Source organism: Arthrobacter sp. GMC3, assembly GCF_002929305.1.
GTDB lineage: Bacteria > Actinomycetota > Actinomycetes > Actinomycetales > Micrococcaceae > Specibacter.
In genome coordinates this window covers 39,748-64,360 of sequence record NZ_PJIO01000001.1, presented here as the reverse complement: position 1 = coordinate 64,360, position 24,613 = coordinate 39,748, and the positions used below count along the sequence as shown (strand labels likewise).

Annotated in this window: 19 protein-coding genes; 12 read left to right on the top strand and 7 right to left on the bottom strand. The window is 60.7% G+C overall.

The genetic code is table 11. From position 1 onward, the window contains the following. Nucleotides 1-77 precede the first annotated feature (77 nt). From CXQ94_RS00300 to CXQ94_RS00280, 5 genes are all read left to right on the top strand, one after another. Nucleotides 78-1,724, top strand: a complete 1,647-nt coding sequence (locus CXQ94_RS00300; RefSeq protein WP_104086234.1) for an ABC transporter substrate-binding protein — start codon at nucleotides 78-80, stop codon at nucleotides 1,722-1,724. Nucleotides 1,725-1,967: 243 nt separating this feature from the next. Beyond that, on the top strand, nucleotides 1,968-2,876 hold the full coding sequence (locus CXQ94_RS00295; protein ID WP_258066514.1) for an ABC transporter permease: 909 nt from the start codon (nucleotides 1,968-1,970) through the stop codon (nucleotides 2,874-2,876). A 5-nt stretch (nucleotides 2,877-2,881) separates the two neighbouring features. Then, entirely contained in the window at nucleotides 2,882-4,795 is a 1,914-nt protein-coding gene (locus CXQ94_RS23000) for a dipeptide/oligopeptide/nickel ABC transporter permease/ATP-binding protein (RefSeq protein ID WP_258066513.1), read from the top strand. Beyond that, nucleotides 4,792-5,844 (top strand): ABC transporter ATP-binding protein, encoded by a 1,053-nt coding sequence (locus CXQ94_RS00285; protein WP_104086232.1) that lies wholly within the window; start codon nucleotides 4,792-4,794, stop codon nucleotides 5,842-5,844. The genes CXQ94_RS23000 and CXQ94_RS00285 overlap by 4 nt, the downstream gene beginning before the upstream one ends. A 35-nt stretch (nucleotides 5,845-5,879) precedes the next feature. Continuing rightward, nucleotides 5,880-7,133: an alpha-L-fucosidase gene (locus tag CXQ94_RS00280; protein WP_181034007.1), complete on the top strand. Its 1,254-nt coding sequence runs from the start codon at nucleotides 5,880-5,882 to the stop codon at nucleotides 7,131-7,133. A gap of 697 nt (nucleotides 7,134-7,830) precedes the next feature. On the opposite strand, the gene CXQ94_RS00270 is transcribed toward CXQ94_RS00280, so the two are convergent. Further along, nucleotides 7,831-8,034 carry a hypothetical protein gene (locus tag CXQ94_RS00270; protein ID WP_104086229.1) on the bottom strand — a complete coding sequence of 68 codons (204 nt, stop codon included), beginning with the start codon at nucleotides 8,032-8,034 and terminating at the stop codon, nucleotides 7,831-7,833. Nucleotides 8,035-8,258: 224 nt separating this feature from the next. Between CXQ94_RS00270 and CXQ94_RS00265 the strand changes: the two genes are divergently transcribed. Further along, nucleotides 8,259-9,419 carry a cation:proton antiporter gene (locus CXQ94_RS00265; RefSeq protein ID WP_104086228.1) on the top strand — a complete coding sequence of 387 codons (1,161 nt, stop codon included), beginning with the start codon at nucleotides 8,259-8,261 and terminating at the stop codon, nucleotides 9,417-9,419. A 218-nt stretch (nucleotides 9,420-9,637) separates the two neighbouring features. On the opposite strand, the gene CXQ94_RS00260 is transcribed toward CXQ94_RS00265, so the two are convergent. Beyond that, nucleotides 9,638-11,374: a DEAD/DEAH box helicase gene (locus CXQ94_RS00260; protein ID WP_104086227.1), complete on the bottom strand. Its 1,737-nt coding sequence runs from the start codon at nucleotides 11,372-11,374 to the stop codon at nucleotides 9,638-9,640. 403 nt (nucleotides 11,375-11,777) lie between these two features. Here CXQ94_RS00260 and trmB point away from each other — a divergent pair, with 403 nt between their 5' ends. From trmB to CXQ94_RS00245, 3 genes are all read left to right on the top strand, one after another. Continuing rightward, complete coding sequence (trmB, locus tag CXQ94_RS00255; protein WP_104086764.1) at nucleotides 11,778-12,701, top strand: tRNA (guanosine(46)-N7)-methyltransferase TrmB; 924 nt, start codon at nucleotides 11,778-11,780, stop codon at nucleotides 12,699-12,701. A 160-nt stretch (nucleotides 12,702-12,861) separates the two neighbouring features. Then, complete coding sequence (locus CXQ94_RS00250; RefSeq protein ID WP_258066512.1) at nucleotides 12,862-16,308, top strand: DEAD/DEAH box helicase; 3,447 nt, start codon at nucleotides 12,862-12,864, stop codon at nucleotides 16,306-16,308. Between the two features lie 171 nt (nucleotides 16,309-16,479). After that, nucleotides 16,480-17,766 (top strand): fibronectin type III domain-containing protein, encoded by a 1,287-nt coding sequence (locus tag CXQ94_RS00245; protein WP_104086226.1) that lies wholly within the window; start codon nucleotides 16,480-16,482, stop codon nucleotides 17,764-17,766. 92 nt (nucleotides 17,767-17,858) lie between these two features. On the opposite strand, the gene CXQ94_RS00240 is transcribed toward CXQ94_RS00245, so the two are convergent. The 4 genes from CXQ94_RS00240 to dnaK form a co-directional block, all read right to left on the bottom strand. Next, the gene (locus tag CXQ94_RS00240; RefSeq protein WP_104086225.1) at nucleotides 17,859-18,299 is read right to left on the bottom strand and encodes a heat shock protein transcriptional repressor HspR; all 441 of its coding nucleotides are present in this window, start codon (nucleotides 18,297-18,299) and stop codon (nucleotides 17,859-17,861) included. Nucleotides 18,300-18,458: 159 nt separating this feature from the next. Then, a complete protein-coding gene (locus CXQ94_RS00235; RefSeq protein ID WP_104086224.1) occupies nucleotides 18,459-19,454 on the bottom strand; it encodes a DnaJ C-terminal domain-containing protein in 996 nt (331 codons plus the stop codon). Between the two features lie 89 nt (nucleotides 19,455-19,543). Then, nucleotides 19,544-20,092 (bottom strand): nucleotide exchange factor GrpE, encoded by a 549-nt coding sequence (locus CXQ94_RS00230; protein WP_104086223.1) that lies wholly within the window; start codon nucleotides 20,090-20,092, stop codon nucleotides 19,544-19,546. Nucleotides 20,093-20,094: 2 nt separating this feature from the next. Continuing rightward, nucleotides 20,095-21,963 carry a molecular chaperone DnaK gene (gene dnaK / locus CXQ94_RS00225; protein WP_104086222.1) on the bottom strand — a complete coding sequence of 623 codons (1,869 nt, stop codon included), beginning with the start codon at nucleotides 21,961-21,963 and terminating at the stop codon, nucleotides 20,095-20,097. 241 nt (nucleotides 21,964-22,204) lie between these two features. On the opposite strand from dnaK, the gene CXQ94_RS00220 reads away from it, so the two are divergent. From CXQ94_RS00220 to CXQ94_RS00210, 3 genes are all read left to right on the top strand, one after another. Then, nucleotides 22,205-22,609 carry a RidA family protein gene (locus CXQ94_RS00220; RefSeq protein ID WP_104086221.1) on the top strand — a complete coding sequence of 135 codons (405 nt, stop codon included), beginning with the start codon at nucleotides 22,205-22,207 and terminating at the stop codon, nucleotides 22,607-22,609. Between the two features lie 180 nt (nucleotides 22,610-22,789). Next, nucleotides 22,790-23,608 carry a methyltransferase domain-containing protein gene (locus CXQ94_RS00215; RefSeq protein WP_104086220.1) on the top strand — a complete coding sequence of 273 codons (819 nt, stop codon included), beginning with the start codon at nucleotides 22,790-22,792 and terminating at the stop codon, nucleotides 23,606-23,608. Between the two features lie 47 nt (nucleotides 23,609-23,655). Next, nucleotides 23,656-24,252 (top strand): TMEM175 family protein, encoded by a 597-nt coding sequence (locus CXQ94_RS00210; protein ID WP_104086219.1) that lies wholly within the window; start codon nucleotides 23,656-23,658, stop codon nucleotides 24,250-24,252. On the opposite strand, the gene CXQ94_RS00205 is transcribed toward CXQ94_RS00210, so the two are convergent. Beyond that, a complete protein-coding gene (locus CXQ94_RS00205; RefSeq protein ID WP_104086218.1) occupies nucleotides 24,249-24,563 on the bottom strand; it encodes a hypothetical protein in 315 nt (104 codons plus the stop codon). The two genes, CXQ94_RS00210 and CXQ94_RS00205, sit on opposite strands and share 4 nt — an antisense overlap. Nucleotides 24,564-24,613: the final 50 nt, after the last annotated feature.

Below are 24,613 nucleotides of genomic sequence, written 5' to 3'. Positions count from 1 at the left end.
AGCAGTTCCGGGCAAACCCTGACCCCCCCAGCCCCTATTGGGTTCCTCGGCGTCAGCTTAATAGAAAGAAAGATCGGATGAAAAGACGAATTCTTGGATTGATCTCGATACTTGGTTGCGCAGCGCTTCTTGCAAGCTGCTCCGTGGGTGAACGAGTTCAGTCAAATGGGGAACGGCCGCTCTCTGTGGTTGGTTTCGCCGAAACATTCCAGAACAACTACAACCCTTTCATACCGGCCGGGTCTGCATCCGGTGGTCGCAACATCATGCTCGAAGCGCCACTTCGGGTGGATCTGCTCCACGGTGGGGATATTCAGCCCTGGCTAGCCAAGAGCTACAAGTTTTCCGATGATGGAAAAAGCGTCACCCTCAACCTTCGCGACGATGTGAAGTGGTCAGATGGCACGAAGCTGACATCCGCGGATTTCGTGTACAGCCTCATGGTCCCGATAAAGAATCCGCAATTGAACCTCACGGGGGTCAACTACACCTCGGTCGAGGCTGAAGGCGATTACAGCGTCAAAGTTGATTGGGACGTGCTGGCCTACTCGCGACTCTCCCAGCTCGCAACGGATGCCCCCATCGTCCCCGAGCATGTCTGGAAAGATGTCGATCCTGTTACCTTCAGGAACTCCGATCCCGTGGTTACCGGACCATACACAGTTTCAAATGTCACTCCCCAACTGGTCAGCCTAAAGGCTCGAACGGACTACTGGGGAGGCCAAGTCCCGGTCAAGGAACTGGATTTCGTCCCTAACAATGCAGCCAACGCTCAGGCACGTATAACTAAGGACGAAATCGACTGGTCGTTCCTTGCCACCGATGTCAAGGGCTATGTCAGCTCAAACCCTGATACTCACCATGCGGTACTCCAACCCGACGGCAGCATGGTCGCTGTTCTGTTCAACATGGATCAAGCACCTTACAACGAACTGCCCGTTCGTCAAGCCATCCAAAATGCGATCAACGCGGATGACTTGCGCAAAGTTGCGTTCGCGAACCAGCCCAAACCGTTTGACCTCGCCAACCCAGTGGGGCTGAACAGCCAGGTGGCGTCTGACTACATCGCAGACAAATTCAAAGGGCTGACACAGAAACAAGATTCTTCCAAGGCAAAGAAACTGCTGGCTGACGCCGGAGTCACCATTGCCGATGGGAAACTCGTTAAAGACGGAAAGTCTTTCCCGCTGACACTCACCTATGAACGCGGCAACGCCTACTGGAACCTTGACGGTGTAGCCAACCTGATCCGCCAGCAGTTGAAGGACAATCTTGGCATCGATGTAGCGCTGGATGGACTCACCGCTGCGGCCCGCCAAGATTCCATGACCAAGGGCAACTTTGGGATGGCGTTGTCATATCCCGGTGCAGGTCGGGGACCCTACGCAACTTACAGTGCACTTGTTGGGGCATCAACCAAGCCCATCGGTGAGGCAGCGGCGACCAACTTCGGTCGGTTCAACAACGCAGACTTCGATCTTCTGCAGCAAAAGCTGGGAAGCACAATCGACAAAACGGCCCAGAAGCCGATTCTGGCCGAAATGGAGCAGATTGTCTTCGACCAAGTTCCGGAAATACCTCTCTACAACTACGGCGGCGTACTTCTGGTGAATAGTACTCATTGGGACGGATGGCCGCTGGATTCGACGGCGAATTACGTTCCTAGCCCTGGAATCGGCCCGGATATGACCCTGACAATTCTCGGATTGACTCCGAAGAAGTAAAAGGAAAGGTGGCGGGTGCCCAGGCGCTAGCACCCGCCACCAACTACGAAGGAGTTGACCGAAGCGAACATGAGTAAGCATACAAACGGGAGTGGGACTACATTGGTCAAGAGTCGGCCGGATGCTGCTGTCGTCAAGCTGGTCGCATCCCACCAAGGGCTGCGGCGGCTAGGGCGCCGTCTGGGGTTCTACTTGATGGTCGCCGCCGTCGCGATTACCCTAAACTTCATAATTCCCCGGCTAATGCCCGGTGACCCAGGCACGCAGCTGCTGCTTAAAATCCAACAGACAACCGGCATCGCACCAAGTGAGGAGACTGTCAAGAACGTCCGTGCCCTTTTTGGAGGTGACGACCAAAACTTGGCGGCACAGTACCTCACCTATCTTGGACAAATATTCCAGGGAAATTTGGGTGTTTCAACCTCGCAATATCCGACCCCCGTGAGCGAATTGGTATTCGCTGCCCTACCTTGGACCGTCCTCCTGGTAGGAATAAGCACGGTTCTTGCTTTTGCCATTGGTGTCACCATTGGAATTTCACTGGGCTGGAAAGCGGGAGGACGAGCAGATAGCTTCTTCACACCGGCAGCAGCAATTCTCGGCAGTATCCCCTACTTTTGGGTGGCTGTTCTCGCCGTCTGGTTTTTCGCGATCATCCTCGGCTGGTTCCCCATCGCCGGCGGATACGACCCTTCAATCGTCCCAGGGTTCAGCCTTCTATACGTCTTGGGCATCCTGAAGTTCGGATTCCTACCGGCCGCGACCATCATATTCTCGACGTTCGGGGGATGGGTCATCGGACAACGCAACATGATGGTCACAACGCTTGGCGAGGACTACATCCTGCTGGCAAAGGCAAAAGGGCTCTCACCTCGTCGGATCATGTTCCGCTATGCCGCGAGAAATGCGATCCTGCCCAGCTTTACCGGACTGGCCCTCTCGATCGCCGGCATCGTGGCCGGTGCCTTGCTAACCGAGGTCGTATTCGGCTACCCGGGAATGGGCAGCTTGCTCTTCCGCGCCGTCACCGAACGCGACTACCCCGTGATGCAAGCCGTCTTTCTCCTAACCACATTTGCAGTTCTCATTGCGAACTTCATTGCCGATTCAACCTACGCGCTACTAGACCCGCGCACTCGTGAGGACGGATAACACCCATGCGCAACGCACTATCTGACCGGCGCGCCCAGGCCGGACTCCTTATTGCACTCTTCTTCACGGCCATTGCAATCTTCGGTCCGCTAATCAACGAACACGTGTTGCATCAGAATCCTCTGGCCATAGATTTAGAGGCATTCGGCCAACCGCCTAGCAGTGCCCACCTGCTGGGCACCACATCCAGTGGCCAAGATGTCCTTGCCCAACTCATTGCTGGTGCAAGCCAGTCCATGATCGCAGGGCTTGTAGCCGCCCTATTGGGCACGGCGATCGCCATCATCATTGGAGTCACCGCCGGTACGCTGGGCGGCCGCATCGATTCGGCACTCACAGCTGTCACCAACATCTTCCTCACACTCCCTGGATTCGCACTCATCCTCATCGTCGCCGGATACACCTCAAACGCCGGCCCAGTTTTGATCGGAACGATCATTGCCGTTTTCGGCTGGGCCGGTGGCTCACGGGCGTTGCGAGCACAATCACTGAGCTTGCGAAATCGGGACTTCGTCCAGGCTTCGCGAATGATCGGTGAAAGCCGTATCCGCGTAGTAATCGTGGAAGTTCTGCCCCATCTGACTGGCTGGGTCACAGTCATGCTGCTCATGGGCTTCGTCGGTGGAATCCTTTCGGAAGCGGGCCTGGCGTTTCTTGGCCTCTCCGGGGTGGACACCGTCAGCTGGGGAACCATGATCAGTCAAGCCCAAGCACAAAACGCCTTGTTGGGCGGAATGTGGTGGTGGTTCGCTCCCCCCGGGCTGTGCATCGTTGCACTGGGCGGTTCAGTCGCCTTAATTAACTTTGCTCTCGATCAGTCCTACAATCCGCGTCTATCAGGGCTGTCTCGTGGCCAGCTCAACGCATTCCAGAAGATCAAAAAACGCGTACAGCGGACTCCGAAATCTCCACAATCTAGCGAAAATGTGCTGGAAATATCGGGCCTGACCGTTGAGTACGTAACCGATCGGGGCAACGTGGTTGCCTGCAAGCAAGTTTCCCTCAATGTGCGCCGAGGTGAAATCGTTGGGCTCGCCGGTGAATCAGGGTCAGGAAAATCTACACTCCTGACATCTCTCGTTCGGTTGGACCGCCCTCCAGCAGTTACAACGTCCGGGTCGGTGCTCTTCACTGACCGGCAAGGCAAAACCACCGATCTTGTCTCCCAAAGTGAGGCTGAACTTCGCCCGCTCCGATGGACCTCAATTTCCCTTGTCTTGCAGAGCGCCATGACAGCGCTGAATCCGGTGATGCGTCTCGGGGATCAGTTCATCGACGTTCTTCAAACGCACGACACAACACTTTCGAAAGCTGCTGCACAGAAGAAAACGCATGAGCTACTCAAGAACGTAGGCATTGCGCCCAACCGTTCAAACAGTTACCCACACGAAATGTCCGGAGGGATGCGGCAGCGTGCAACCATTGCGCTGGCACTGGCTTGCGACCCCGAGCTGGTCGTCATGGATGAGCCAACCACCGCCGTCGACGTCGTCATGCAACGGCAGATCCTTGCCAACGTTCTCGACCTGCAGCGAAAATTCGGGTTCGCCATCGTGTTTGTCACCCATGATCTTTCACTCCTGGTCGAAATCGCAGACCGGATCGCCATCATGTACGCCGGAAAGATCATCGAGGTTGCGGCGGCGGAAGAAATCTGGAACGCGCCACAACATCCGTACACCGTCGGGCTGCGGGATTCATTCCCACCACTGAGCCAGACAACAGTGTCCCTGCGCGGAATTCCAGGCGCACCACCGGACCTGCGAAATCCCCCATCAGGCTGTTCATTCCACCCCCGATGCCCACTAAAATTCGATGGTTGCGACCGTGATGAACCCGAGCTGCTCCAGATCGGTGAAACCAGCGTCGCTTGCCACCAATATGAGGGTGCCAATCCGAAAGAGATGGTGATCCAATGACTACAAATGCAACCCTGCCACCGCGTCGCTCAGGCGAACAGCCCGTGCTTGAGGCAGTGAATCTGAAGATCAACTTTCCAGTAGGTGGCGGGCTTGGCAAAAATCAAGTCGTGCATGCCCTTGACGCCGCGTCGGTCGCACTTACTCCAGGCAAGATCACAGCAGTGGTTGGTGAGAGCGGTTCGGGTAAGACCACCCTTGCCCGGCTCTTTGCCCGCATGTACCAACCCACCAGCGGAACGATCCTGCTCGACGAAGTTCCTGTCGATTCCAAGAAACTCGGACGTGACTACAACCGCGCCGTGCAAATGGTATTCCAAGACCCTTTTGGTTCATTGAACTCCATGAAAACCGTCCGTCATCACCTCCAACGGCCGCTACTCATTCATGGCCATGCCAAACGCGGGCAAGCCGTTGAACAGCGAATCCACGAACTACTGGAAAAGGTGAAGCTCACACCAACAATTGATTTTATCGACAAGATGCCCCATCAACTCTCCGGTGGCCAGCGGCAAAGGGTGTCAATTGCGCGCGCCCTTGCCGTGGAACCCCGTGTGCTCCTTGCCGACGAACCGATCTCAATGCTCGACGTTTCAATGCGTCTGGACATACTTAACCTCTTGATCGAATTACGTGACGTCGACCAACTCGCCATACTGTACATCACACATGACATTGCCAGCGCAAGGTACCTGGCCGACGACATCCACGTTATGTATGCCGGACAAATCGTTGAATCCGGATCGGCCCAAGAGGTGATCAACGGTCCACGACACCCCTATACCCGAGAACTCATCGGGGCTGTTCCCGACCCTGACAAACTCCGCGAGAACAACCTCCGCAGCTCGCACGCGGAACGCCCTGCACCCGGCGAACCACCAAACCTCATCACTCCGCCCAGCGGCTGCCGCTTCACCCCCCGCTGCCCATTCGCGACAGCAGCATGCAGCGAAGCATTCCCCAGCGCTACCGAAATCGGCGATCGGCACCAGGTTGCCTGTTACTGGGTAGCGAACCAAAAATCCTCGTCCTGCCCCGACCCCGTTTGAATCTGACGCCTCGCAGCGTCGCCAGAAAGGAACCCATGAAGACGCTTACTATCTTAGGAAAACCACTGCCGAAGGGATCACTCGAAATCCCTTCTGTCCCCGAAGGCTCCTCAGTCCAGTGGCTAGTCGCACCCAAAGGTCGCTCAAAATTCGTTCCGGTAACGGCCACTGTCGGCAACAACCTCGTAGTTACAGCATTGATGGAGGGCGCCCAGATCATGGCAGTCGCCAGTACATCTGATGGTACCGAAACAGCGCGCTCAGAAGTACTCACCGTGCTTCCTCCAGGGAACAATCCGAACACCGAATGGATGGCCGATGCCGGCCTCGGAATCTCACACCACTTCCTCTCTGACTACATCAACCGGGTAGCCACCGACCCCGAGGAAGAATGGCAACCCGACGAGACGTGGGATGATCTCGTGGCAACATTCGACGTCGAGCATTACGCTGAAGACATTGCCCACGCCGGAGTCAAATTCGTCCTGCTCACCTTGGGCCAAAATTCAGGCTACTTTCTTAGCCCGAACCCGCAATACGACAAGATCGCCGGCTTAGCTCCCGGTGACCGAAGCCCGCGTAGCCGAGATCTGCCCAACGAGATCGCCGATGCCCTCCACGCGAAGGGAATTAAGTTCATGGCCTACATCCCTGCAAATGTGCCAACAAGGGCGCATCTGGGCGACGGTGACTATGAAATAACGAAGCGCCTCGGTGGAGTACCGGAAGTTGATATGCCCAATCCCATATCCATGGCAAATTGGCACTCAATTATCCGTGACTGGTCGCTCCACTTCGGTGACCGCCTCGACGGATGGTGGATAGACGGCGTCTTCCCCGACATGTGGCCAGCGTATGAGACGCCTGGAAGCAGCGTCGGCTGGGCCTCACTAGCCTCGGCCCTCAAGGCGGGAAACCCCGATCGGGTCATTACCCTGAACTCCGGAATTGGGGCCAACACGTTGACCGGCACTACCGAATACGATGACTATTCGCCCGGGGAAATGAACACCATCGGACCCTTGCCAGCGGCCGGCCGATGGGCCGACGACGAGAAAACAGTCCAATGGTTCGCCTTCACGTATCTAGGGGAAAACGACGGCGGATGGGGAGGGTGGGGCAACAATGGCACCAACCATGAGACCTCCAGCCTCGTAGCATGGGCAACGAATGCCATCTCCAACGGAGGTGCCGTTGCGCTAGATGTTCGGGTAAACCGATTCGGCCAGATCGCGCCCGAACAGCTCACTCAGCTTCAGGCAATCAACGATTCGAGGTCCACGGTCTGAAAGCAGTGAGTGGCCCCAGCAATTATGCTGGGGCCACTCACTGCTTGCTCCCTGGCATTAGGGATCGTGTCAGTCGAGCATGGCGACCAGCGCTGACAGGTGCAGCCGATCCGACAATGTCGGTGTCGCTGCCCATAACGAAGGCCATTCTTCGGTCACAGCGCATCCAGGGCGTGAACGCTGGTGCCACAAACGTTAAGCGCGACATTCCTTACTACGCGAAACTGTACTTGCAGGGGCGCATGAACCTCGACGACCTCGTGACAAAAGAGATCTCACTCGACGAGATAGCGGAAGGCTACGAAGCGCTCAGGGATCCATCGATGACGCGCGTGGTAATCACTAGCTTCTAGATTGAGTTGGGCGTCAAACGCTGCGCCGAACACACTGCTCGTCGCAGCGTTTGACACTGGCACCGGATGGACGCCGAGATCCACAGTGCGAACCCCCCGGGCCGAAGTCAACTGGTCCACGAAAGGTAGACAATTTAGTTAGAGCATCACTCCACGTGTGCATGAGCGCGGCAGTCCATCGGGTTCATGCATACAAGCGTTAGCGAGGAAGTTGCCTTTCATAGGTATTGCCAATAATCAATCGAGATTTCTGGGCAAGTACGCCAAGCGCCTCGGTGGCTACTAATCCAGTGGTCGCAGCTCCCATCGGTTATATCGTGGAGTGAATGCGTTACCAGGCCTCATTACTCTTCAGAAACCCTTTCCCACTCCACCCGAACCTTAACGCCGCCTGCTTCCGTGTGTTCAATGTGGGTCTTGATCTCCGCCGGGGTGGCGCCCATCTCGGCGATCTTGTGTTGATACTCCTGAACTAAGGTCGCCAAGCTTTCCTCTGTCCATTCACCGGGACGGAGCCGGGTTGAAATTTCCACGTCGTCTGAACTCATGGCCGCAGCTCCCACTCCATAGTTACTTCCTTAGACCGTGACGGCCTTGCCCCCACGCTAGGACGTTACCGGCACGGGTGCAAGAGAAATCTTGCAAGCCAACAGGTCAGCGTCTAGTCAGCTACCGCAACGCCCGGCGCCCAGTTCATGGGGGAACGCCGTCACGGCATGCACAATGGGCACATGGAAGAACACCGTACACACTGGGCCGGCCGGATTCGGGCATGACTTTCCCCGTCCTGGCCCTGATTTGCGTGGCAGCCCTACTGGGGCCCTTGCTGGCACTGCCGCAAAAGTGGCATCTTCCTGTGGTGATTGGTGAGCTGCTGGCTGGCATCATTATTGGCCGCACCGCCCTAAACCTGGTGGATTCCACCGACCCCACGTTTACCTTCTTGGCGAACATGGGGTTCGCACTGGTCATGTTCGTTGCCGGCACCCATGTGCCGGTCCGGGACGCTGAAATTCGCTCCGCCCTGGGCCGTGGGGCACTTCGCCTGCTTGCTGTTTCTGTTGCGGCTGCTGCCGTCGGCATAGCGTTGGCCAGTGTATTTGGCAGCGGTCATGCGTCGTTGTACATAGTCTTGCTGGCGTCGTCGTCCGCTGCTTTAGTTTTGCCAATCGTTGGCTCGCTGGGTCTGGCCGGGCCCAGCGTACTGGCCATGACGGCCCAGGTGGCTTTGGCGGACACGCTTGCAATTATTGCGCTGCCACTTGCCCTTGACCCCAGCACTGCAGGGCGTGCGGCACTGGGATCCCTGGCGGTGTTGGCCTGCGCCGCCGTAGTGTTCTTCGTGTTGCGGCACGGCGAACGGACCGGCCTGCGGGCCCGCATCCACAAGGTGTCCGAATCCAGAAAGTTTGCCCTCGAGCTGCGTATCCAGCTCATCATCTTGTTTGCCCTAGCCGGACTGGCCGTTTGGGGCCACGTTTCCATCATGCTGGCCGGCTTTGTGTTCGGGCTGGTCGTTTCAGCCGCCGGGGAGCCCCGCCGCCTGGCTCGTCAGCTTTTTGCCGTCACCGAAGGCTTTCTGGGACCGTTGTTCTTCCTGTGGCTGGGTGCCTCCCTGAACCTGCACGAACTCGCTGCGCATCCGGCCATGATCCTGCTCGGGCTTGCCCTGGGTCTGGGCGCCATCGCGGTCCATTCCATCACCAAGTTCTTTGGCCTGCCCCTGCCGTTAGGTGTCCTCTCAGCCTCGCAACTGGGGGTGCCAATCGCCGCGGCAACCATCGGAATTCAGCAAAACCTGCTGGCCCCGGGTGAACCGTCGGCGCTGGTCCTTGGCGCCCTCGTGACCATTGCGGCCGCCACCATTTCCGCGGGCAGGTTTGCCGCGACCGCCGCCAAGGCCGGTGCCCTTCCAGCCCCGGACGCCGAGTAAGACGGAGCCGTGCCGAGACAGACGATCCGCAACGTCGGTTTCGGCACTTTCCGTCTGTCTCGGCGTAGGGGCCAGCTTAAAGCACGACGCCGGCACCCCAGGAGGGTACCGGCGTCGAACGCTATGCGGTGGCTGGGCCCACAGTCAGGGACCCGAACCTTGGGCCCACGCGCCCGAGGGCCCCAGAGCGAGGCACGAGCTCTGGGAGGGCGTGGGGACTAGCGCCCGCGGCGCTGGTTGGATGCAGGAGCCGAGGCGCGACGAGCGCCACCACCGGCACGTGCCGGACGGCCTGCGCCGCCACCGTTGGAGTTGAAGCTGCCACCTGAGGTGCCACCGGTATTGGAGGACCAGACGGCCCCACCCTGACCGGCGCCGCGTGAAGTGCTGCGCGGGGCGTCGTTGTTGTGCGAGGAACCGCGGGGTGCGGAACCCTGGCCTGCGCGGTTGCCGCGGGCCACGTCGCCGTCGCGGGCCGGGCGGCCTTCACCTGAACGGGCCGGACGGCCCTCACCGGAGCGTGCCGGGCGGCCTGCGCCGCCACCTGCGCCGCCGAAGCGGGCGCTCTGCGGCTGGCCTTCACGGCGCTCCGAACGGTTTCCCTCGGCGGGGGCGTCGCCTGAAACGCGACCGCGTCCACCGCGGCCGCCACGGCCACCGGCTGTGGGGGCTGCACCGGAGCGGACTGCGCGCTTGCGCTGGGCGTTGGCGCCGTTGGAGGTGCCCCCACCCTGGGCCGGCTGCTTCGCTGCAAGCAAAGCTGCGCGGGTGCGGGGGTCAATCTTGTCAGCGACATCGCCCACCAGGTTGGCAATGGTCGGTGAGCTGGCGGTGACGCGCTCAAAGTTCACGTCAACGCCGGCTGCCTTCATGAGCTTCTTGACGTCGCTCTGCTGCTCGGGAAGCGTCAAGGTGACAACAACGCCGTCGGAACCTGCACGGGCCGTACGGCCGGAGCGGTGCAGGTATGCCTTGTGCTCTGTGGGCGGGTCAACGTGGATGACCAGTTCGATGTCGTCAACGTGCACGCCGCGGGCGGCAACGTCGGTGGCAACCAGGACGCGGACGTCGCCGGTGGAGAACTCGGCCAGGTTCCGATCACGTGCGTTCTGTGACAGGTTTCCGTGAAGGTCGACGGCGGGGATGCCGGCGTCGGTCAGGGTCTTGGCCAGCTTGCGGGCGTGGTGCTTGGTGCGCATGAACAGGATGCGGCGCCCTTCGCCGGAGGCCAGCTCTACGATGACCTGCTTCTTGACGGTCTGGTCGTTGACCACCAGGACGTGGTGCTCCATGGTGGACACCGACGCAACGGGCTCGTCCACCGAGTGGGTGAGCTGGTTGGAGAGGTAGCGCTGAACAATCTTGTCCACGCCGTTGTCCAAGGTGGCGGAGAACAGCATGCGCTGGCCCTGGGTGGGGGTGGTGTCCAGGAGGCGCTTGACGACGGGCAGGAAGCCGAGGTCGGCCATGTGGTCGGCCTCATCCAGCACGGTGATCTCAACGTTTTCCAGTGAGACGATGCGCTGCTTCATGAGGTCTTCAAGGCGACCCGGGCAGGCGATGACGATGTCAACGCCGGCGCGCAGGGCCTTTTCCTGACGGGCCTGGGAGACACCGCCGTAGATGACTGTGGTGTTCAGGCCCATGGCCTTGGCAAGTGGCTCAATGGTGTTGTTCAGCTGGGTGGCCAGCTCGCGGGTGGGTGCCAGCACCAGGCCCATCGGCTTGCCGGGCTTGCGGAAGTACGGTGCTTCGCGCTCGGCCAGACGGGCAACGAGCGGGATAGCGAAGGCAATGGTCTTGCCTGATCCGGTGCGGCCGCGACCCAGAACATCGCGACCGGCCAGGGTGTCCGGCAGGGTCTTGATCTGGATGGGGAATGCTTCTTCAATGCCCTGAGCGGCGAGTGAAGCAACGATTTCCTTGGGCGCACCAAGGGCAGCAAAAGTTGTCATGTAAAGAGAGAATCTTTCGTAAGGCGGTTCAACGTCCCGGGATCAGTTTTGAGCCCGGGTTCGCCGATTCAATGCCAGAGCGTGTCAACCGCGAGTTGCTTGAAGCAAAATCATTGCGGGACAAGTTGCATGCGTTCATCGACGCAGAATGCGCAAGATGCACATTAAGTAGTTCCATTCTAACAGCGGCACGACGCCGGACCATCACGTTAGTGCCGCAACTCACCTTCCGCGGCGGTCCAGCCCCCGCACCTTATGCGCTGGACTCGAGCCGGACTGGACGCATGTTGTTCACCGGCGCAAGACCGAGACCCGGTTTCACGCATAGGGGAAGGATCCTGTCTGGGAAGTGTTCCAGCTACCGGCGGTGGCAGTGCACTCGTGGGCCGGTACCCTTAAAGCAATGAGTGAAAACCCAGCCTCCGAGATCCCCGCCGCACCAGCTTCCGCCGCCGAATTGCCGGCGGACGGGCGCGCACCGCGTACCGCAGACGGCTCAGCCCGCCCCATCACCCCGGGAAGTCAGGCCGCTGAGGGTACCTACCGCGCCCAGCCGGTGTCCTTTGTGCGACGCGGAACCCGGTTGCAGGGCCGCCGCCAGCAGGCCTGGAATGACCACTCCGACACCCTGGCCGTGGATGTTCCCCGCCACATTGCGGACACCTCCGTCCACCCCGACTACGTTTTTGACGCCGAGGCCGAGTTTGGCCGCGTAGCCCCGTTAGTGGTTGAGATCGGCTCGGGACTGGGGGACGCCGTGGTGCACGCCGCCAAGGAAAACCCCGACAAGGACTTCCTGGCCGTGGAGGTTTACACGCCGGGATTGGCCCAGACCATCCAAAAGATCGTCACCGCGCAGCTCAACAACGTCCGCGTGGTGCAGGCCAACGCCCCGGAGGTCCTCTCCACCATGCTCCCGGCCGGTTCGGTCAGCCAGGTTTGGGTGTTCTTCCCGGACCCGTGGCACAAGACGAAGCACAATAAGCGCCGCATGGTTAAGGACACCTTCGCTCCGCTGGTGGCCCGGGTCTTGGCGGAAGGCGGCCTGTGGCGCCTGGCCACCGATTGGTCCACCTACGCTGAGCAGATTCGCGACGTCGGCGCCAGTTCCGCAGACTTTGCCAACGTGCACGACGGCGAACGCACCGGTGCCGACAGCCCGCTCACGGAGGCGCGGCTCAGCGGCGTGGACTGCGAGCAAAGCGACGAGCCGGACACCGTGGGTGGCTGGGCTCCGCGCTTTGACGGGCGCATCCTGACCAGCTTTGAGAACAAGGCTCACAAGGCTGGTCGGGTCATCTTCGACCTGACCTTCCGCCGCAAATAGCAGTGGAGGGCCGTTCCAACGCCCAAAGGTCACGGAAATAATGTGGCTTTTGGGCGCGCCCGGAACTTACAAGGTGAAACTGGACACCAATCCCGCCTAAGATTGCTTAGATGTGGTTCACCGACTAAGAGCCGCACAACTCCGTAAGGAAGCAAGCTCTGTGACGTATTCCTCTGCCGGTTCGCAACTGCTGACGCGGATCGCCGAGTTCACCGATAATTCCATTGCCGCCGGCTGCGCCTACGCCGATCAAGGCAGGGTAAGCGAGATCATGCTGGAGCCTGGCACCGGCCTGCTCTCGGGAAAAGTCATGGGCACCAGCTTGTACCGTTCCACGGCGAAGCTTGTTCGCGAGCACGACGGCGTGGTGGCCTGCCGGGTGGGCATCTGCAACTGCCCGGTCCGCCAGAATTGCAAGCACGTGGTGGCGCTGATTGCGGCAGCCGAATCCGATCCCAACTTCCAGGACTTCTTTGTCCCGGAAGTTGCCCCCGCCGAACCCACCTTTTTGGAAACGCTGCTCGCCAACGCCAAGGGAGCCAAGGCGAGCAAGCCAGCCGCAGGCCAGCCTGATGGTTCGGCTGCACCGTCCCAGGCCCCGGACTGGGAAACCTCGCTGAGCGAATTGTTGCCGGCCGCCGTCGCCGTCCCCGATGCCGACGCCCCAGCCCTTGGCCTGCAATTTGAGCTACAGGTTCCACCGCCGCGTTTTTCCTACCGTGGCAAGGGCGGAAAAATACCGTCGGCCCCCATCTTGAATGTGCGCCCGGTGGTTATGGGGACCCGCGGAAAATGGGTCAAGACAGGCATCAGCTGGAACACTCTGGGCTACCTGAGCTACGGCCGCCAGCACGACCCTACCCAACTGGAATGGCTCAGCGAATTCCTGACCTCCCACAGTCCACGCCAGTACAGCCACAGCAGCGCCGCATCCTGGCTGGCCGTCAACGACTTTGCCGGTCGCAACTTGTGGCAGCTACTTGCTGACGCCCACAAATACGGCGTGGCACTGGTCCAGTCAAGCACCGGGGATCCCGTGCGTATCTCAACGGATGACGCCACGGTCCAGCTTGATATCTCCCGGTCCGACACCGGCGGCCTGGAGGTGGGATCCCTCATCGAGGCAGGTGGGGTTCCCGTAACGGAAGCCGTGGTGGGCATCATTGGAACGCCTGCTCATGGCCTGTTTTTCAGTGACCATCCTGACACCACGTCAAACGTGAGCAGTGGCACGTCCGGGCGCAACGCCGTCGTCCGCGGAACCATCACGTTGGCTCCTCTGTCAGCCAACACTCCCCCGCAGTTGCTGGACTTCGCCCTGCGCAAGGAGGCCGTCCATGTGCCGGCCGACGGCGAGGAAAAGTTCCTCACCCAGTTCTACCCCCAGCTCAAGCAGACGGCGCCGGTGGTTTCCGCTGACCATTCAGTAGAGCTGCCCGCCTATGTTGAGCCGACGCTTTCGCTGCTGGCCGCCTACGGGGATGACCACACCATGCGCCTGCATTGGGAGTGGCATTACCCTGTGGGTAACCGGATCAATTCGCGTCCGCTGTGGCCCGAGCTGGGCGAGTCCGCTATCCGCGATGCGGCCGCCGAGGAACGGATCATCGCAAGCGTGGGCCGCCCGTGGGAAGAAATCACGGCCATGGGTGTGGCCGCCAACAGCGCATGGGGCGAGCCCCGCCTGGCCGGTTCGGCATCCCTGACAGGGCTGGACACCATGACGTTCAGCGAGACTGTGCTGCCTCGCCTGCGCGAACTCCCCAGCGTTTCGGTGGAGACCAGCGGTGACCCCGCCAACTACCGCGAGGTCACCGAGGCGCCGATCGTGACGATCTCCACGCACGCCACCGACGAGCGTGACTGGTTTGATCTGGGCATCGTCATCACGGTGGAGGGCCAGTTTGTCTCCTTCGCCGCCGTCTTCTCGGCACTGGCCGCCGGCAACTCGCGGATGCTGCTGCCCAGCGGCGCCTATTTCTCCCTTGACCGCCCCGAATTGCACCAGTTGCGGGCGCTTATTGACGAGGCTCGCGGGCTCAACGACAACAAGGACGGCGCCCTGCGGATCAGCCGTTTCCAGGCCGGGCTCTGGGATGAACTGGCCCAGCTGGGCATTGTGGATGAGCAGGCAGAGGCCTGGCGGAAGGCCGTTTCGGGGCTGTTGGAGGGCGGGCCCACGGAGCCGTTGCCCACCCCGGAAACCCTGAACGCCACCTTGCGCCCCTACCAGTTGGAGGGTTTCAACTGGCTGCACTTCCTGTACACCCATGGTTTAGGCGGCGTACTGGCCGACGACATGGGCCTTGGTAAAACAGTGCAAACGCTGGCCCTGATCTGCCAGGTCAAGGCCGACGGCGGCAACAAGAAGCCTTTCCTGGTGGTGGCGCCGACGTCGGTGGTGGGTAACTGGGCCAGTGAAAGCATCAAGTTCGCCCCGGGGTTGAAGGTTGTCACGGTCTCAGAAACCTTTGCCAAGAGCGGGCTGGATTCTGCCACGTTCTTTGCTGGTGCGGATATTGTCATCACCTCCTACGCACTGTTCCGGATCGACTTCGCCGAGTACGGGATGCAGCCGTTTGCCGGCCTGATCCTGGATGAGGCCCAATTTGTGAAGAACCACCAATCCAAGGCTTACCAGTGTGCCCGGAAACTGAACGCCCCGTTCAAGCTGGCAGTCACCGGTACACCCATGGAAAACAACTTGATGGAGCTGTGGACGCTGCTCTCCATCGTGGCCCCGGGGCTCTTCCCGAGCCCCAAGCGTTTCGCCGAGATTTACCAGCGCCCCATTGAAAAGAATGGCAACAACGAGCTGCTAACCAGGCTCCGTTCCCGGGTGAAGCCGCTGATGCTGCGCCGTACCAAGGAACAGGTCATCAAGGATCTGCCGGCCAAGCAGGAACAAATTCTTGAGGTGGAGCTCAACCCGCGCCACCAAAAAATTTACCAGACGCATCTGCAGCGCGAGCGGGCCAAGATTCTGGGTCTTTTGGAGGATGTAAACAAAAACCGGTTCACCATTTTCCAGTCCCTGACGCTGCTGCGCCAGCTGAGTCTGGATGTGTCCCTCGTGGATGAAACCCAGGCAGGTGTGCGCTCCTCCAAGCTCGATGTGTTGTTTGAACAGCTCGAGGATGTGGTCAAGGAAGGCCACCGCGCCCTGATCTTTAGCCAGTTCACCGGCTTCCTGGGCAAGGTGCGCGACCGCCTGGTCGCTGAGGGCATCGACTTCACCTACCTGGACGGGGCCACCCGAAACCGTGCCGCCGTGGTCGAAGAGTTCAAGACCGGCACGGCGCCGCTGTTCCTGATCAGCCTCAAGGCCGGTGGCTTTGGCCTGAACCTGACCGAGGCCGACTACGTGTTCATCTTGGATCCGTGGTGGAACCCGGCCTCCGAGGCCCAAGCCGTGGACCGCACCCACCGCATCGGCCAGAAGAAGAATGTGATGGTCTACCGGCTGGTCGCCAAGGACACCATCGAGGAAAAGGTCATGGCGTTGAAGGCGAAGAAGTCGCAGCTGTTCTCCGACGTAATGAGCGGGGATTCCCTGGCGGGCGGGGCACTCACAGCCACAGACCTTGCCGGCCTGTTCCGCGACTAGTTTCCGCTGAAAACGGGGGGACCGACGAAACACTGTCGTATATCGGGGTCACATTGGTGGCGTGCTATCAGTCGCCAGCTAGGATTTTCCACGGGTCCGTTTCGGTCCCTGCGCGGGCAAACGGGGGGGAACTGTTTGTGCGGCACCGGTCTCACCCCGAAATGGACTCCCATGCGTCGTTTTCTTGCCCTGAGTAGCGCCACCGCGCTTCTCCTCGCCTCCACGGTGGGGCTCTCAAGCCCGGCCTTCGCAACAACAGATCCCACCGACTGTGGCACGGACTGCGCCGTGGCCACGCCCTTCGTCCTCCCGCCGTCAGCGCCGGGTGCACCGACGGGACTGATGGCCATCCTGGACCCTGCCAGTGGAGGCGCGACACTCTCGTGGCTAGAACCCGCCGACAATGGCGGTGAGGCCATCACAAGCTACGTCCTGGAAAAAAGCACGAGCACCACGGACTGGGGAGTTCTTGCCACTCTCGGGGCTGGCGTCTTTAGCTACAACGACGATGCAACCGAAGCAGGTGAGGTCACCTACTACCGTGTGGCAGCCTGGAACAGCGCTGGCATGGGACTCTACGCGAATACGGCATATTTGGCTTCACCTACAGTCCCAGGCGGCGTCACAAGTTTCGGCGCTACGAACGCCGAACCGAGAAGCACCACCCTTAGCTGGGGCGCCCCAACTGCGGACGGCGGAGCTCCGATCACCGGGTATACGGTGCAATTTGCCGTCACCAATTACGACGCCCCGCAGAACATTGCCGAAGATCTCTGGTCCACCGTTTCGATCGCGGTTGCATCTCCTTTCACTGTGACGGGTCTGGTCAATAACACCGACTACGTCTTCAGGATCCGGCCGGTCAACGCAGTGGGTTCCCCTGCGGGATGGGAGTACGCGTGGGCCACTCCGCAGCCCCCTAATTACAACTACAATTTCGCACCGAATTTCAATACCCCTGCAGGCCTCAAGGTGGCATACGGCACCACTTTAACGCCGGGAACTCAAATTGTCGTGTCGCAGTCCGGACTGCCGGTCGGTGCGAAACTGACCGCCACCCTTCAGAGCTCTGCCGGAAGGCATGGAGCGGGCACCGCGATAGTTGACGGCTCCGGCGCAGTGATGCTGACCATGGTCATTCCGTCAGAAGCCCCCGACGGTGAATACTCGATATTCACCGACTTGAGTGAATTGCCGGAGGGCTACCATCCCGCCCTTTCTTACTCCGCCTACTTCGACGTGAAAGCCGCCAGCGCTGGCAATACAGGCTCCGGATCACAGCCCGGTTCCGGCGTAACTGCCGCCCCAGCGGTTGCCGCCGCCGCCGTCGTGCCCGTAGCCGCGAACGCCCTCGCCAACACCGGGGCGAGCGCCACGACCTGGATTGCCTCGACGGGCGCACTGCTTCTTCTGGCCGGATTCGCCAGCCGCCTGGCGGCACGCCGCCGCCGCGTCTAATCAGAACCGAAACCAAAAATGGCCGTTCCAGGCTGCCGTGGCAGCCTGGAACGGCCATTTTTTACTCCGCCGAACAGTGGGACTGCTAAGTCCTAGCGCTGCGGGCGCCAGACCACCACGGCCTGGCTGCGCGGGCGCGGGCGCTGGCCGCGGGCAAGTGCAACGATGTCATCACCCGTCAGGCCCGCGGCAAACACGCGGCTGTTGGAACGCGACGGACGAGCGTCGGCCTCCGCCGTCGCTACTTGCAGCAGTTCGCTGAGCTCGGCCACCTTGGCTTGAAGCGAATCTACCTGGTTTTGCAACTGCATGATGCGGCGGATTCCCTCAAGAGAAACACCCGACTGTGAGAGCCGCTGCACCTCACGGAGCATGTCGACGTCGTGCTGCGAATAGCGCCTGGCCCGGCCCGGGGCCCGGTTGGGCATCACGATGCCCAGACGATCGTACTGGCGCAAAGTTTGCGGGTGCATATCAGCCAGTTCCGCCGCCACGGAGATCACAAAGATGGGCGTGTACGGGTCAACAATCATTGCAATCTCCTTCCTAGTGGTGGCGACCCGCCCGCCCCCTGGCCTGGGCCCACAAGCGCGAGGGCCCCGCTGTGAGCTTGCGAGCAGTGGGAGGGGCCGGCTGGGCCCACGCCCGCAGGGTTCCCTGGCCGAGGTACGAGGTTAGGGTGCGGGTGGGGACTAAAGCTTGGCTTTTTCTTTCAACGCTCCGCGGGGGTCGGCGTCGGCTGTGGCCGCGGCGAATGCGCGTACCGCCTCTTCGGCTTCCTTGCTGAGTTTCTGCGGCACGGCCACGTCAATAGTGACCAGGAGGTCTCCGTCGCCCTTGGACGTTTTCACGCCCGCACCTTTGACGCGCAGTGTGCGCCCAGACGGAGTTCCGGCCGGAACCCGCACCTTGACGGTCTCGCCGGTCAGCGTGGGAACGTCAATGTTGGCGCCCAGGGCCGCCTCGGGGAACGTCACCGGCACATGGATGCGGATGTTGTTTCCGTCGCGGACAAAGAAGTCATGAGGCTTGACGTTGACGGTGACCATGAGGTCCCCGGCACCGGCCGCGCCCGGCTGGCCCTTACCCTTGACCCGGACCTTTTGGCCGTCCTTGATACCCGCCGGAATACGCACGTCGATGACGTCCCCGTTGGGTTCGCGCAGACCAATCTTGGTGCCGTGGATGGAGCCTGCAAAGGAAATACTGGTCGACGCCGTACGATCGGCACCCTTGGTGGGTTGGGGTTGGTAGCCGCCAAAGCCGCCACCACCTCCGCCTCCGCCGAAGAGGTCGGCAAATTCCGGTGGAAGTCCCTGGCCGTTGAAGCCCTGGGAACCTCCGCGCGGAGCCCGGCCGCCGCGTCCGCCACCAAAAAGGTCGCCAAACACGTCTTCGAACCCGGCGCTGCCGCCGCTAGCACCCGAACCGCCTGCGCTGAATCGGGCTCCGCCGCCCATGGCACGGATGGCGTCGTACTGCTCGCGATCATCCTTGCTGGAGAGCACGGAATACGCCTCGGAGACGTCCTTGAAAGTCTTTTCCGCGGCAGGATCACCGGAGTTGGTATCCGGGTGATACTTTCGAGCCAGCTTCCGATAAGCCTTCTTGATGTCGGCCTCCGACGCATCCTTGGATACACCGAGAATCTTGTAGAAGTCCTTTTCTGCCCAGTCCTGACTTGCCAAGACGCCTCCTTTCTAAAAGTTTGTGGGGATAGTGCTACTGCTTGGGCCTGTCGAAACTTGAAGGTTTCGACAGGCCCAAGCAATGGTTGTTACTCGGGTACTGCCACGATCACCTGAGCGGCGCGCAGGATACGCTCGCCGGACTTGTAACCGTTGCGCAGGACCTGGCTGACGGTGTCAACCTCAACCTCGGCCGACGGCTGCTGAATCAGCGCCTCGTGCACGGTCGGATCGAAAGGAACGCCGGTGGCGTCAATCTTCTCCAGACCGTACGTTGCCAAGGCGGTTTCCAGCTTTGCCGCGATGGCCGCGAACGGACCATCAACGATGTCGCCGTGGGCACGCCCTGCATCAATGCCATCGAGCACGGGGAGCAGCGAGTTCAGTACACCGATAACGGCCATCTGTCCTGCCACTGCCCGGTCCCGCTCAACGCGCTTGCGGTAGTTGACGTACTCGGCCTGCAGGCGAAGAAGGTCGTTCTTCAACTCTGCGGCGTCGTCGGGAGCCGCACCCTGGGCAACGGCGTCCTCGGCAGGAACCTCAACGCCGTTGAGGATCTCCTCTGCCTGGGACAACGCATCGCCTTCGGGGATTCCGTTGTCCGGGACCTCTTCGGGATTTACTGACTCAGACATGATTACTTCTTCTCGTCTGCGTCTTCGTCGATGATCTCGGCGTCAACGATGTCCTCGTCAGCGGCACCATCCGATGCAGCGCCCTCGGAAGCTCCGGCGTCGGCCGGTGCACCCTCAGCGGCGGAGGCAGCGTAGATAGCCTCGCCCAACTTGGACTGCGAAGCCTGCAACTTCTCAAACGCGGTCTTCACGGCTGCGTCGTCGTCGCCGGCCAGGGCCGTCTTCAACTCGGTGACATCAGCCTTGACCTCGGTCTTGACGTCCTCGGGCAGCTTGTCATCGTTGTCGGCCAGAACCTTGTCCACCGAGTAGTGCAGCTGCTCGGCGCTGTTGCGCAGATCGGCTGCCTCGCGGCGAGTCTTGTCCTCGGCTGCGTGCTCTTCAGCGTCGCGAACCATGCGCTCGATGTCTTCCTTGGAAAGCGAGGAACCACCGGTGATGGTCATGGACTGCTCGACGCCGGTGCCCTTGTCCTTGGCGGACACGTGCACAATGCCGTTGGCATCGATGTCGAAGGTGACCTCAACCTGCGGGACGCCGCGCGGAGCCGGAGCAATACCGGTCAGCTCGAACGTGCCCAGCGGCTTGTTGTCGCGGGTGAACTGACGCTCGCCCTGGAAGACCTGGATGGCCACTGACGGCTGGTTGTCATCAGCGGTGGTGAAGGTCTCGCTACGCTTCGTGGGGATGGCCGTGTTGCGCTCGATCAGGTGCGTCATGACACCACCCTTGGTTTCGATACCCAGGGACAGCGGGGTGACGTCGATCAGCAGAACGTCCTTGCGCTCGCCCTTCAAAACGCCAGCCTGCAGTGCAGCACCAACGGCCACAACCTCATCCGGGTTGACGCCCTTGTTGGGCTCCTGGCCGCCAGCCAATTCCTTGACCAGTTCAGAAACGGCGGGCATACGGGTGGATCCACCAACGAGCACGATGTGGTCGATGTCGGAAACCTTGATGCCGGCTTCCTTGATGACGTCGTTGAACGGCTTCTTGGTGCGGTCCAGCAGGTCAGCAGTCAGTTCCTGGAACTTGGCGCGGGTCAGCTGCTCGTCCAAGTGAACCGGGCCGTCGGGGGTGACAGAGAGGTACTGGAGTGAAACGCTGGTGCTGGAAGCCGAGGAGAGTTCCTTCTTGGCCTGCTCAGCAGCTTCCTTCAGACGCTGCAGGGCGATCTTGTCCTTGGACAGGTCAATGCCCTTGACCTTGAGCTGGTTCAGCAGGTAGTCAACAACACGCTGGTCCCAGTCGTCGCCACCGAGGCGGTTGTCACCGGCGGTTGCACGAACCTGGATGGTGGAGAAGTTGTCTTCGTCCTTGCCAACTTCAAGCAGGGAAACGTCAAACGTTCCGCCACCGAGGTCGAAGACCAGGATGAGCTCGTCTTCCTTGCCCTTTTCCAGGCCGTAGGCCAAGGCAGCAGCCGTGGGCTCGTTGACAATGCGCAGTACCTTCAGGCCAGCAATTTCGCCGGCTTCCTTCGTGGCCTGGCGCTCGGCGTCGTTGAAGTAGGCCGGGACGGTGATAACAGCGTCGGTGACCTTTTCACCCAAGTAGGACTCGGCGTCGTTCTTGAGCTTCATCAGGATGCGGGCGGAGATTTCCTGCGCCGTGTACTTCTTGCCGTCAATGTCGACAGTCCAGTCGGTGCCCATGTGGCGCTTGACGGAGGCGATGGTGCGGTCAATGTTGTTGACGGCCTGGCGCTTGGCGATTTCGCCGACCAGAACTTCGCCGCTCTTGGAGAAGGCAACAACTGAGGGGGTAGTGCGGCCGCCTTCAGCGTTGGCGATAACGGTGGGCTCGCCACCTTCCAGGACGGATACAACAGAGTTGGTGGTTCCGAGGTCAATACCTACGGCACGTGACATAAGTGTGGTTCCTTTCATGAGCCGCTGCCTAAACAGTTCCGCCCGAGTGGCGGTTCGCTCAACCAGCGGTATTGAGCGTTCTGCACTCAACTTTACTCAGCCTCGCTTTCATGTCAAGTGAAGTTGAGCGTAGTTGACTCAACTTTCACTTTTGGCGAACAAGAACGACGCCGGCGGGTCAAATTTGGTGGCGCGAGTCACCTCGATAGCATGAAAGTCCCACTCCCCGGTTAGGACAAGAATGCCCCGATCAATAACACTCATCAATTCGAGTGAACTTTCAAACGCGCAATATTCCTATGCCGCGACCGCTCCACGCGACGCGCGGCTAATCTTCCTGGCGGGCTCCTGCCCGTTGGATGAAAACGGGTTCACGGTGGGCGTGGGCGATTACGCCGCCCAAGCGACGCAGGCCCTTCTAAACATGCAGACCGCACTGCGTGCCGCCGGGGCCACCCTCGAGGATGTCATTAGTACCCGCGTACTGGTTGCCTCCAACAAGCGAGCCGATCCGGTAGCCGCCTGGGACGTAGTTCGCGACGGCTTTGGTGAACACAGCGTTCCGAGCACCTTACTAGGCGTCACGGTGCTGGGATACGACGAGCAGCTCGTCGAGATCGAGGCCGTCGCCGCCGTCGTTGACTGAATCGAGCCTGCCCCAGTGAGTGCGCAGCTAATGGGACTTTGAGGCCCACAAGTCGCGTTATCTGCGCACCCAGCGTGGCAACGACCCCCTCATTAGAGGAAAAGTCCACATTCTGGACTCGTAATCTCACAATATGGAAGCGCCTGGTGGATGGAAGCCCTGCGGGAATAGTCTGCTCGCATGAGCGAGCAACCCAAATCCGGCGACGTCTACACCCACGGCCACCACGAAAGCGTGTTGAGGTCACACACTTCCCGAACTGCGGCAAACTCCGCCGCGTATCTCATTCCGCACCTCAGTCACGGCCTGACCGTGCTCGACGTCGGCTCTGGCCCTGGAACCATCACCGCCGATTTTGCCCGCCTCGTGGCACCGGGCGAAGTTTTGGGCCTGGACATGTCGCCCGACGTGGTTGCCGCCGCCACGGCGTTGGCCGCCGCGCAGCATCTGGACAATCTCAGCTTCGACACCGGCGACATTTATGCACTCGAGTTCCCGGATGATTCCTTTGACGTGGTGCATGCCCACCAGGTTCTGCAGCATTTGAGCGACCCCGTGGCGGCATTGCGTGAGATGCGCCGGGTAGCCAAACCGGGCGGCATTGTGGCCGTCCGGGACGCGGATTTTCATGGCATGTCCTGGTATCCGGAGCTGCCCGAACTCGACGAATGGATGGCGCTGTACCAGCAGGTGGCGCGGCACAACCAGGCAGAACCCGACGCCGGCCGACGCTTGATCCACTGGGCGCAAGAGGCGGGATTCACCGAGGTGGCGCCGTCGTCCGCCAACTGGCTGTACGCAACACCGCAGCAGCGCGACTGGCTTGCAGGGGTCTGGGCGGACAGGGTGGTGGGCTCGGCCTTTGCGGAGCAGGCGGTGGCCTACGGTTTGGCGGACACCTCCACCTTGGCCCGAATCAGCGCCAGCTGGCGGAAATGGGGCGCCTCCCACGATGGCTGGTTCCTGATGCCCAACGGGGAAATCATCGCCAGGGCTTAATCCTTGGCTCGGAACCCCACACTGACCGAGTCAACGAGGAGGGACGGATGGAGAAGAACCGGCTTGAGGCGCTCAGTGACGGGGTCCTGGCGATCATCATCACCATCATGGTGCTTGAGTTCAGGACCCCGGAGACTGCCGACTGGGCGGGTCTGGCCAGCATTTTTCCGACCCTACTGAGCTACCTGTTGAGCTTCATCTACATCGGGATCTACTGGAACAACCATCACCATTTGATCAAACTGGCGAACGAGGTCACCGGCGGCATTCTGTGGGCCAATCTGCACCTGCTCTTTTGGCTGTCGCTGGTGCCGTTCATGACCCGATGGATGGATGAATCCGGGTTCGCGATGGTCCCGGTCTTCATTTACGGCGTCAATTTGCTACTCGCAGCCGTCGCCTACGCCATCCTGCAAACGGGATTTGTGCGCCAACAGGGCCCGGATGGCCCCTTGGCAACGGCCCTTGGAAAGAACCTCAAGGCCCGAATTTCCCCCGTCATCTATGTGGCCGGTTGCGCCCTGACCTTCATCTCACCCGTTTTCGGCTTGGCCGCCTACACCGTGGTGGCCGCGATCTGGCTGGTACCCGATCGCAGCTTGGAGCGGGCCATCCGAAACGGGGCAGCCGGGCGCTCCACTTAGCGTTTGGCCAACACCGTCTGGATTGCGGCACGGAGCGTCTCCAGCGTCGGTTGGCCGGCCAGTCCGTCTGGGGTGGCGTACACGCGGCAGCTCACCGCCGGTTCGGTGTTCGAGGGAAAGAGATCTTCCCCATTGGCCGTGAACGTGGGTGAGCCATGAAACCCCAGCTCAAGCGCCTCGGCGTCGCTGTTGACCTGGCGCAGCGCCGGGACGGTCTGCCCATCGGTTTCAAGCGCTACAGCGCGGGCAAACAACTCTCCTGCCGAGGTCTCGTGCGGGCATCCGGCAATGGTGCGTAATTCAAAGTCCATGCCGCCATTCTCCCAGCACCAAGAACGCACAGGAAGCGGTGACGTCACCC

Bases quoted from the DNA above. Each gene is read 5' to 3' on its own strand.
- CXQ94_RS00300 (WP_104086234.1), top strand. From the start codon at position 78: ATGAAAAGACGAATTCTTGGATTGATCTCGATACTTGGTTGCGCAGCG.
- CXQ94_RS00295 (WP_258066514.1), top strand. From the start codon at position 1,968: ATGCCCGGTGACCCAGGCACGCAGCTGCTGCTTAAAATCCAACAGACA.
- CXQ94_RS23000 (WP_258066513.1), top strand. From the start codon at position 2,882: ATGCGCAACGCACTATCTGACCGGCGCGCCCAGGCCGGACTCCTTATT.
- CXQ94_RS00285 (WP_104086232.1), top strand. From the start codon at position 4,792: ATGACTACAAATGCAACCCTGCCACCGCGTCGCTCAGGCGAACAGCCC.
- CXQ94_RS00280 (WP_181034007.1), top strand. From the start codon at position 5,880: ATGAAGACGCTTACTATCTTAGGAAAACCACTGCCGAAGGGATCACTC.
- CXQ94_RS00270 (WP_104086229.1), bottom strand. From the start codon at position 8,034: ATGAGTTCAGACGACGTGGAAATTTCAACCCGGCTCCGTCCCGGTGAA.
- CXQ94_RS00265 (WP_104086228.1), top strand. From the start codon at position 8,259: ATGACTTTCCCCGTCCTGGCCCTGATTTGCGTGGCAGCCCTACTGGGG.
- CXQ94_RS00260 (WP_104086227.1), bottom strand. From the start codon at position 11,374: ATGACAACTTTTGCTGCCCTTGGTGCGCCCAAGGAAATCGTTGCTTCA.
- trmB (WP_104086764.1), top strand. From the start codon at position 11,778: ATGAGTGAAAACCCAGCCTCCGAGATCCCCGCCGCACCAGCTTCCGCC.
- CXQ94_RS00245 (WP_104086226.1), top strand. From the start codon at position 16,480: ATGCGTCGTTTTCTTGCCCTGAGTAGCGCCACCGCGCTTCTCCTCGCC.
- CXQ94_RS00240 (WP_104086225.1), bottom strand. From the start codon at position 18,299: ATGATTGTTGACCCGTACACGCCCATCTTTGTGATCTCCGTGGCGGCG.
- CXQ94_RS00230 (WP_104086223.1), bottom strand. From the start codon at position 20,092: ATGTCTGAGTCAGTAAATCCCGAAGAGGTCCCGGACAACGGAATCCCC.
- dnaK (WP_104086222.1), bottom strand. From the start codon at position 21,963: ATGTCACGTGCCGTAGGTATTGACCTCGGAACCACCAACTCTGTTGTA.
- CXQ94_RS00220 (WP_104086221.1), top strand. From the start codon at position 22,205: ATGCCCCGATCAATAACACTCATCAATTCGAGTGAACTTTCAAACGCG.
- CXQ94_RS00215 (WP_104086220.1), top strand. From the start codon at position 22,790: ATGAGCGAGCAACCCAAATCCGGCGACGTCTACACCCACGGCCACCAC.
- CXQ94_RS00210 (WP_104086219.1), top strand. From the start codon at position 23,656: ATGGAGAAGAACCGGCTTGAGGCGCTCAGTGACGGGGTCCTGGCGATC.
- CXQ94_RS00205 (WP_104086218.1), bottom strand. From the start codon at position 24,563: ATGGACTTTGAATTACGCACCATTGCCGGATGCCCGCACGAGACCTCG.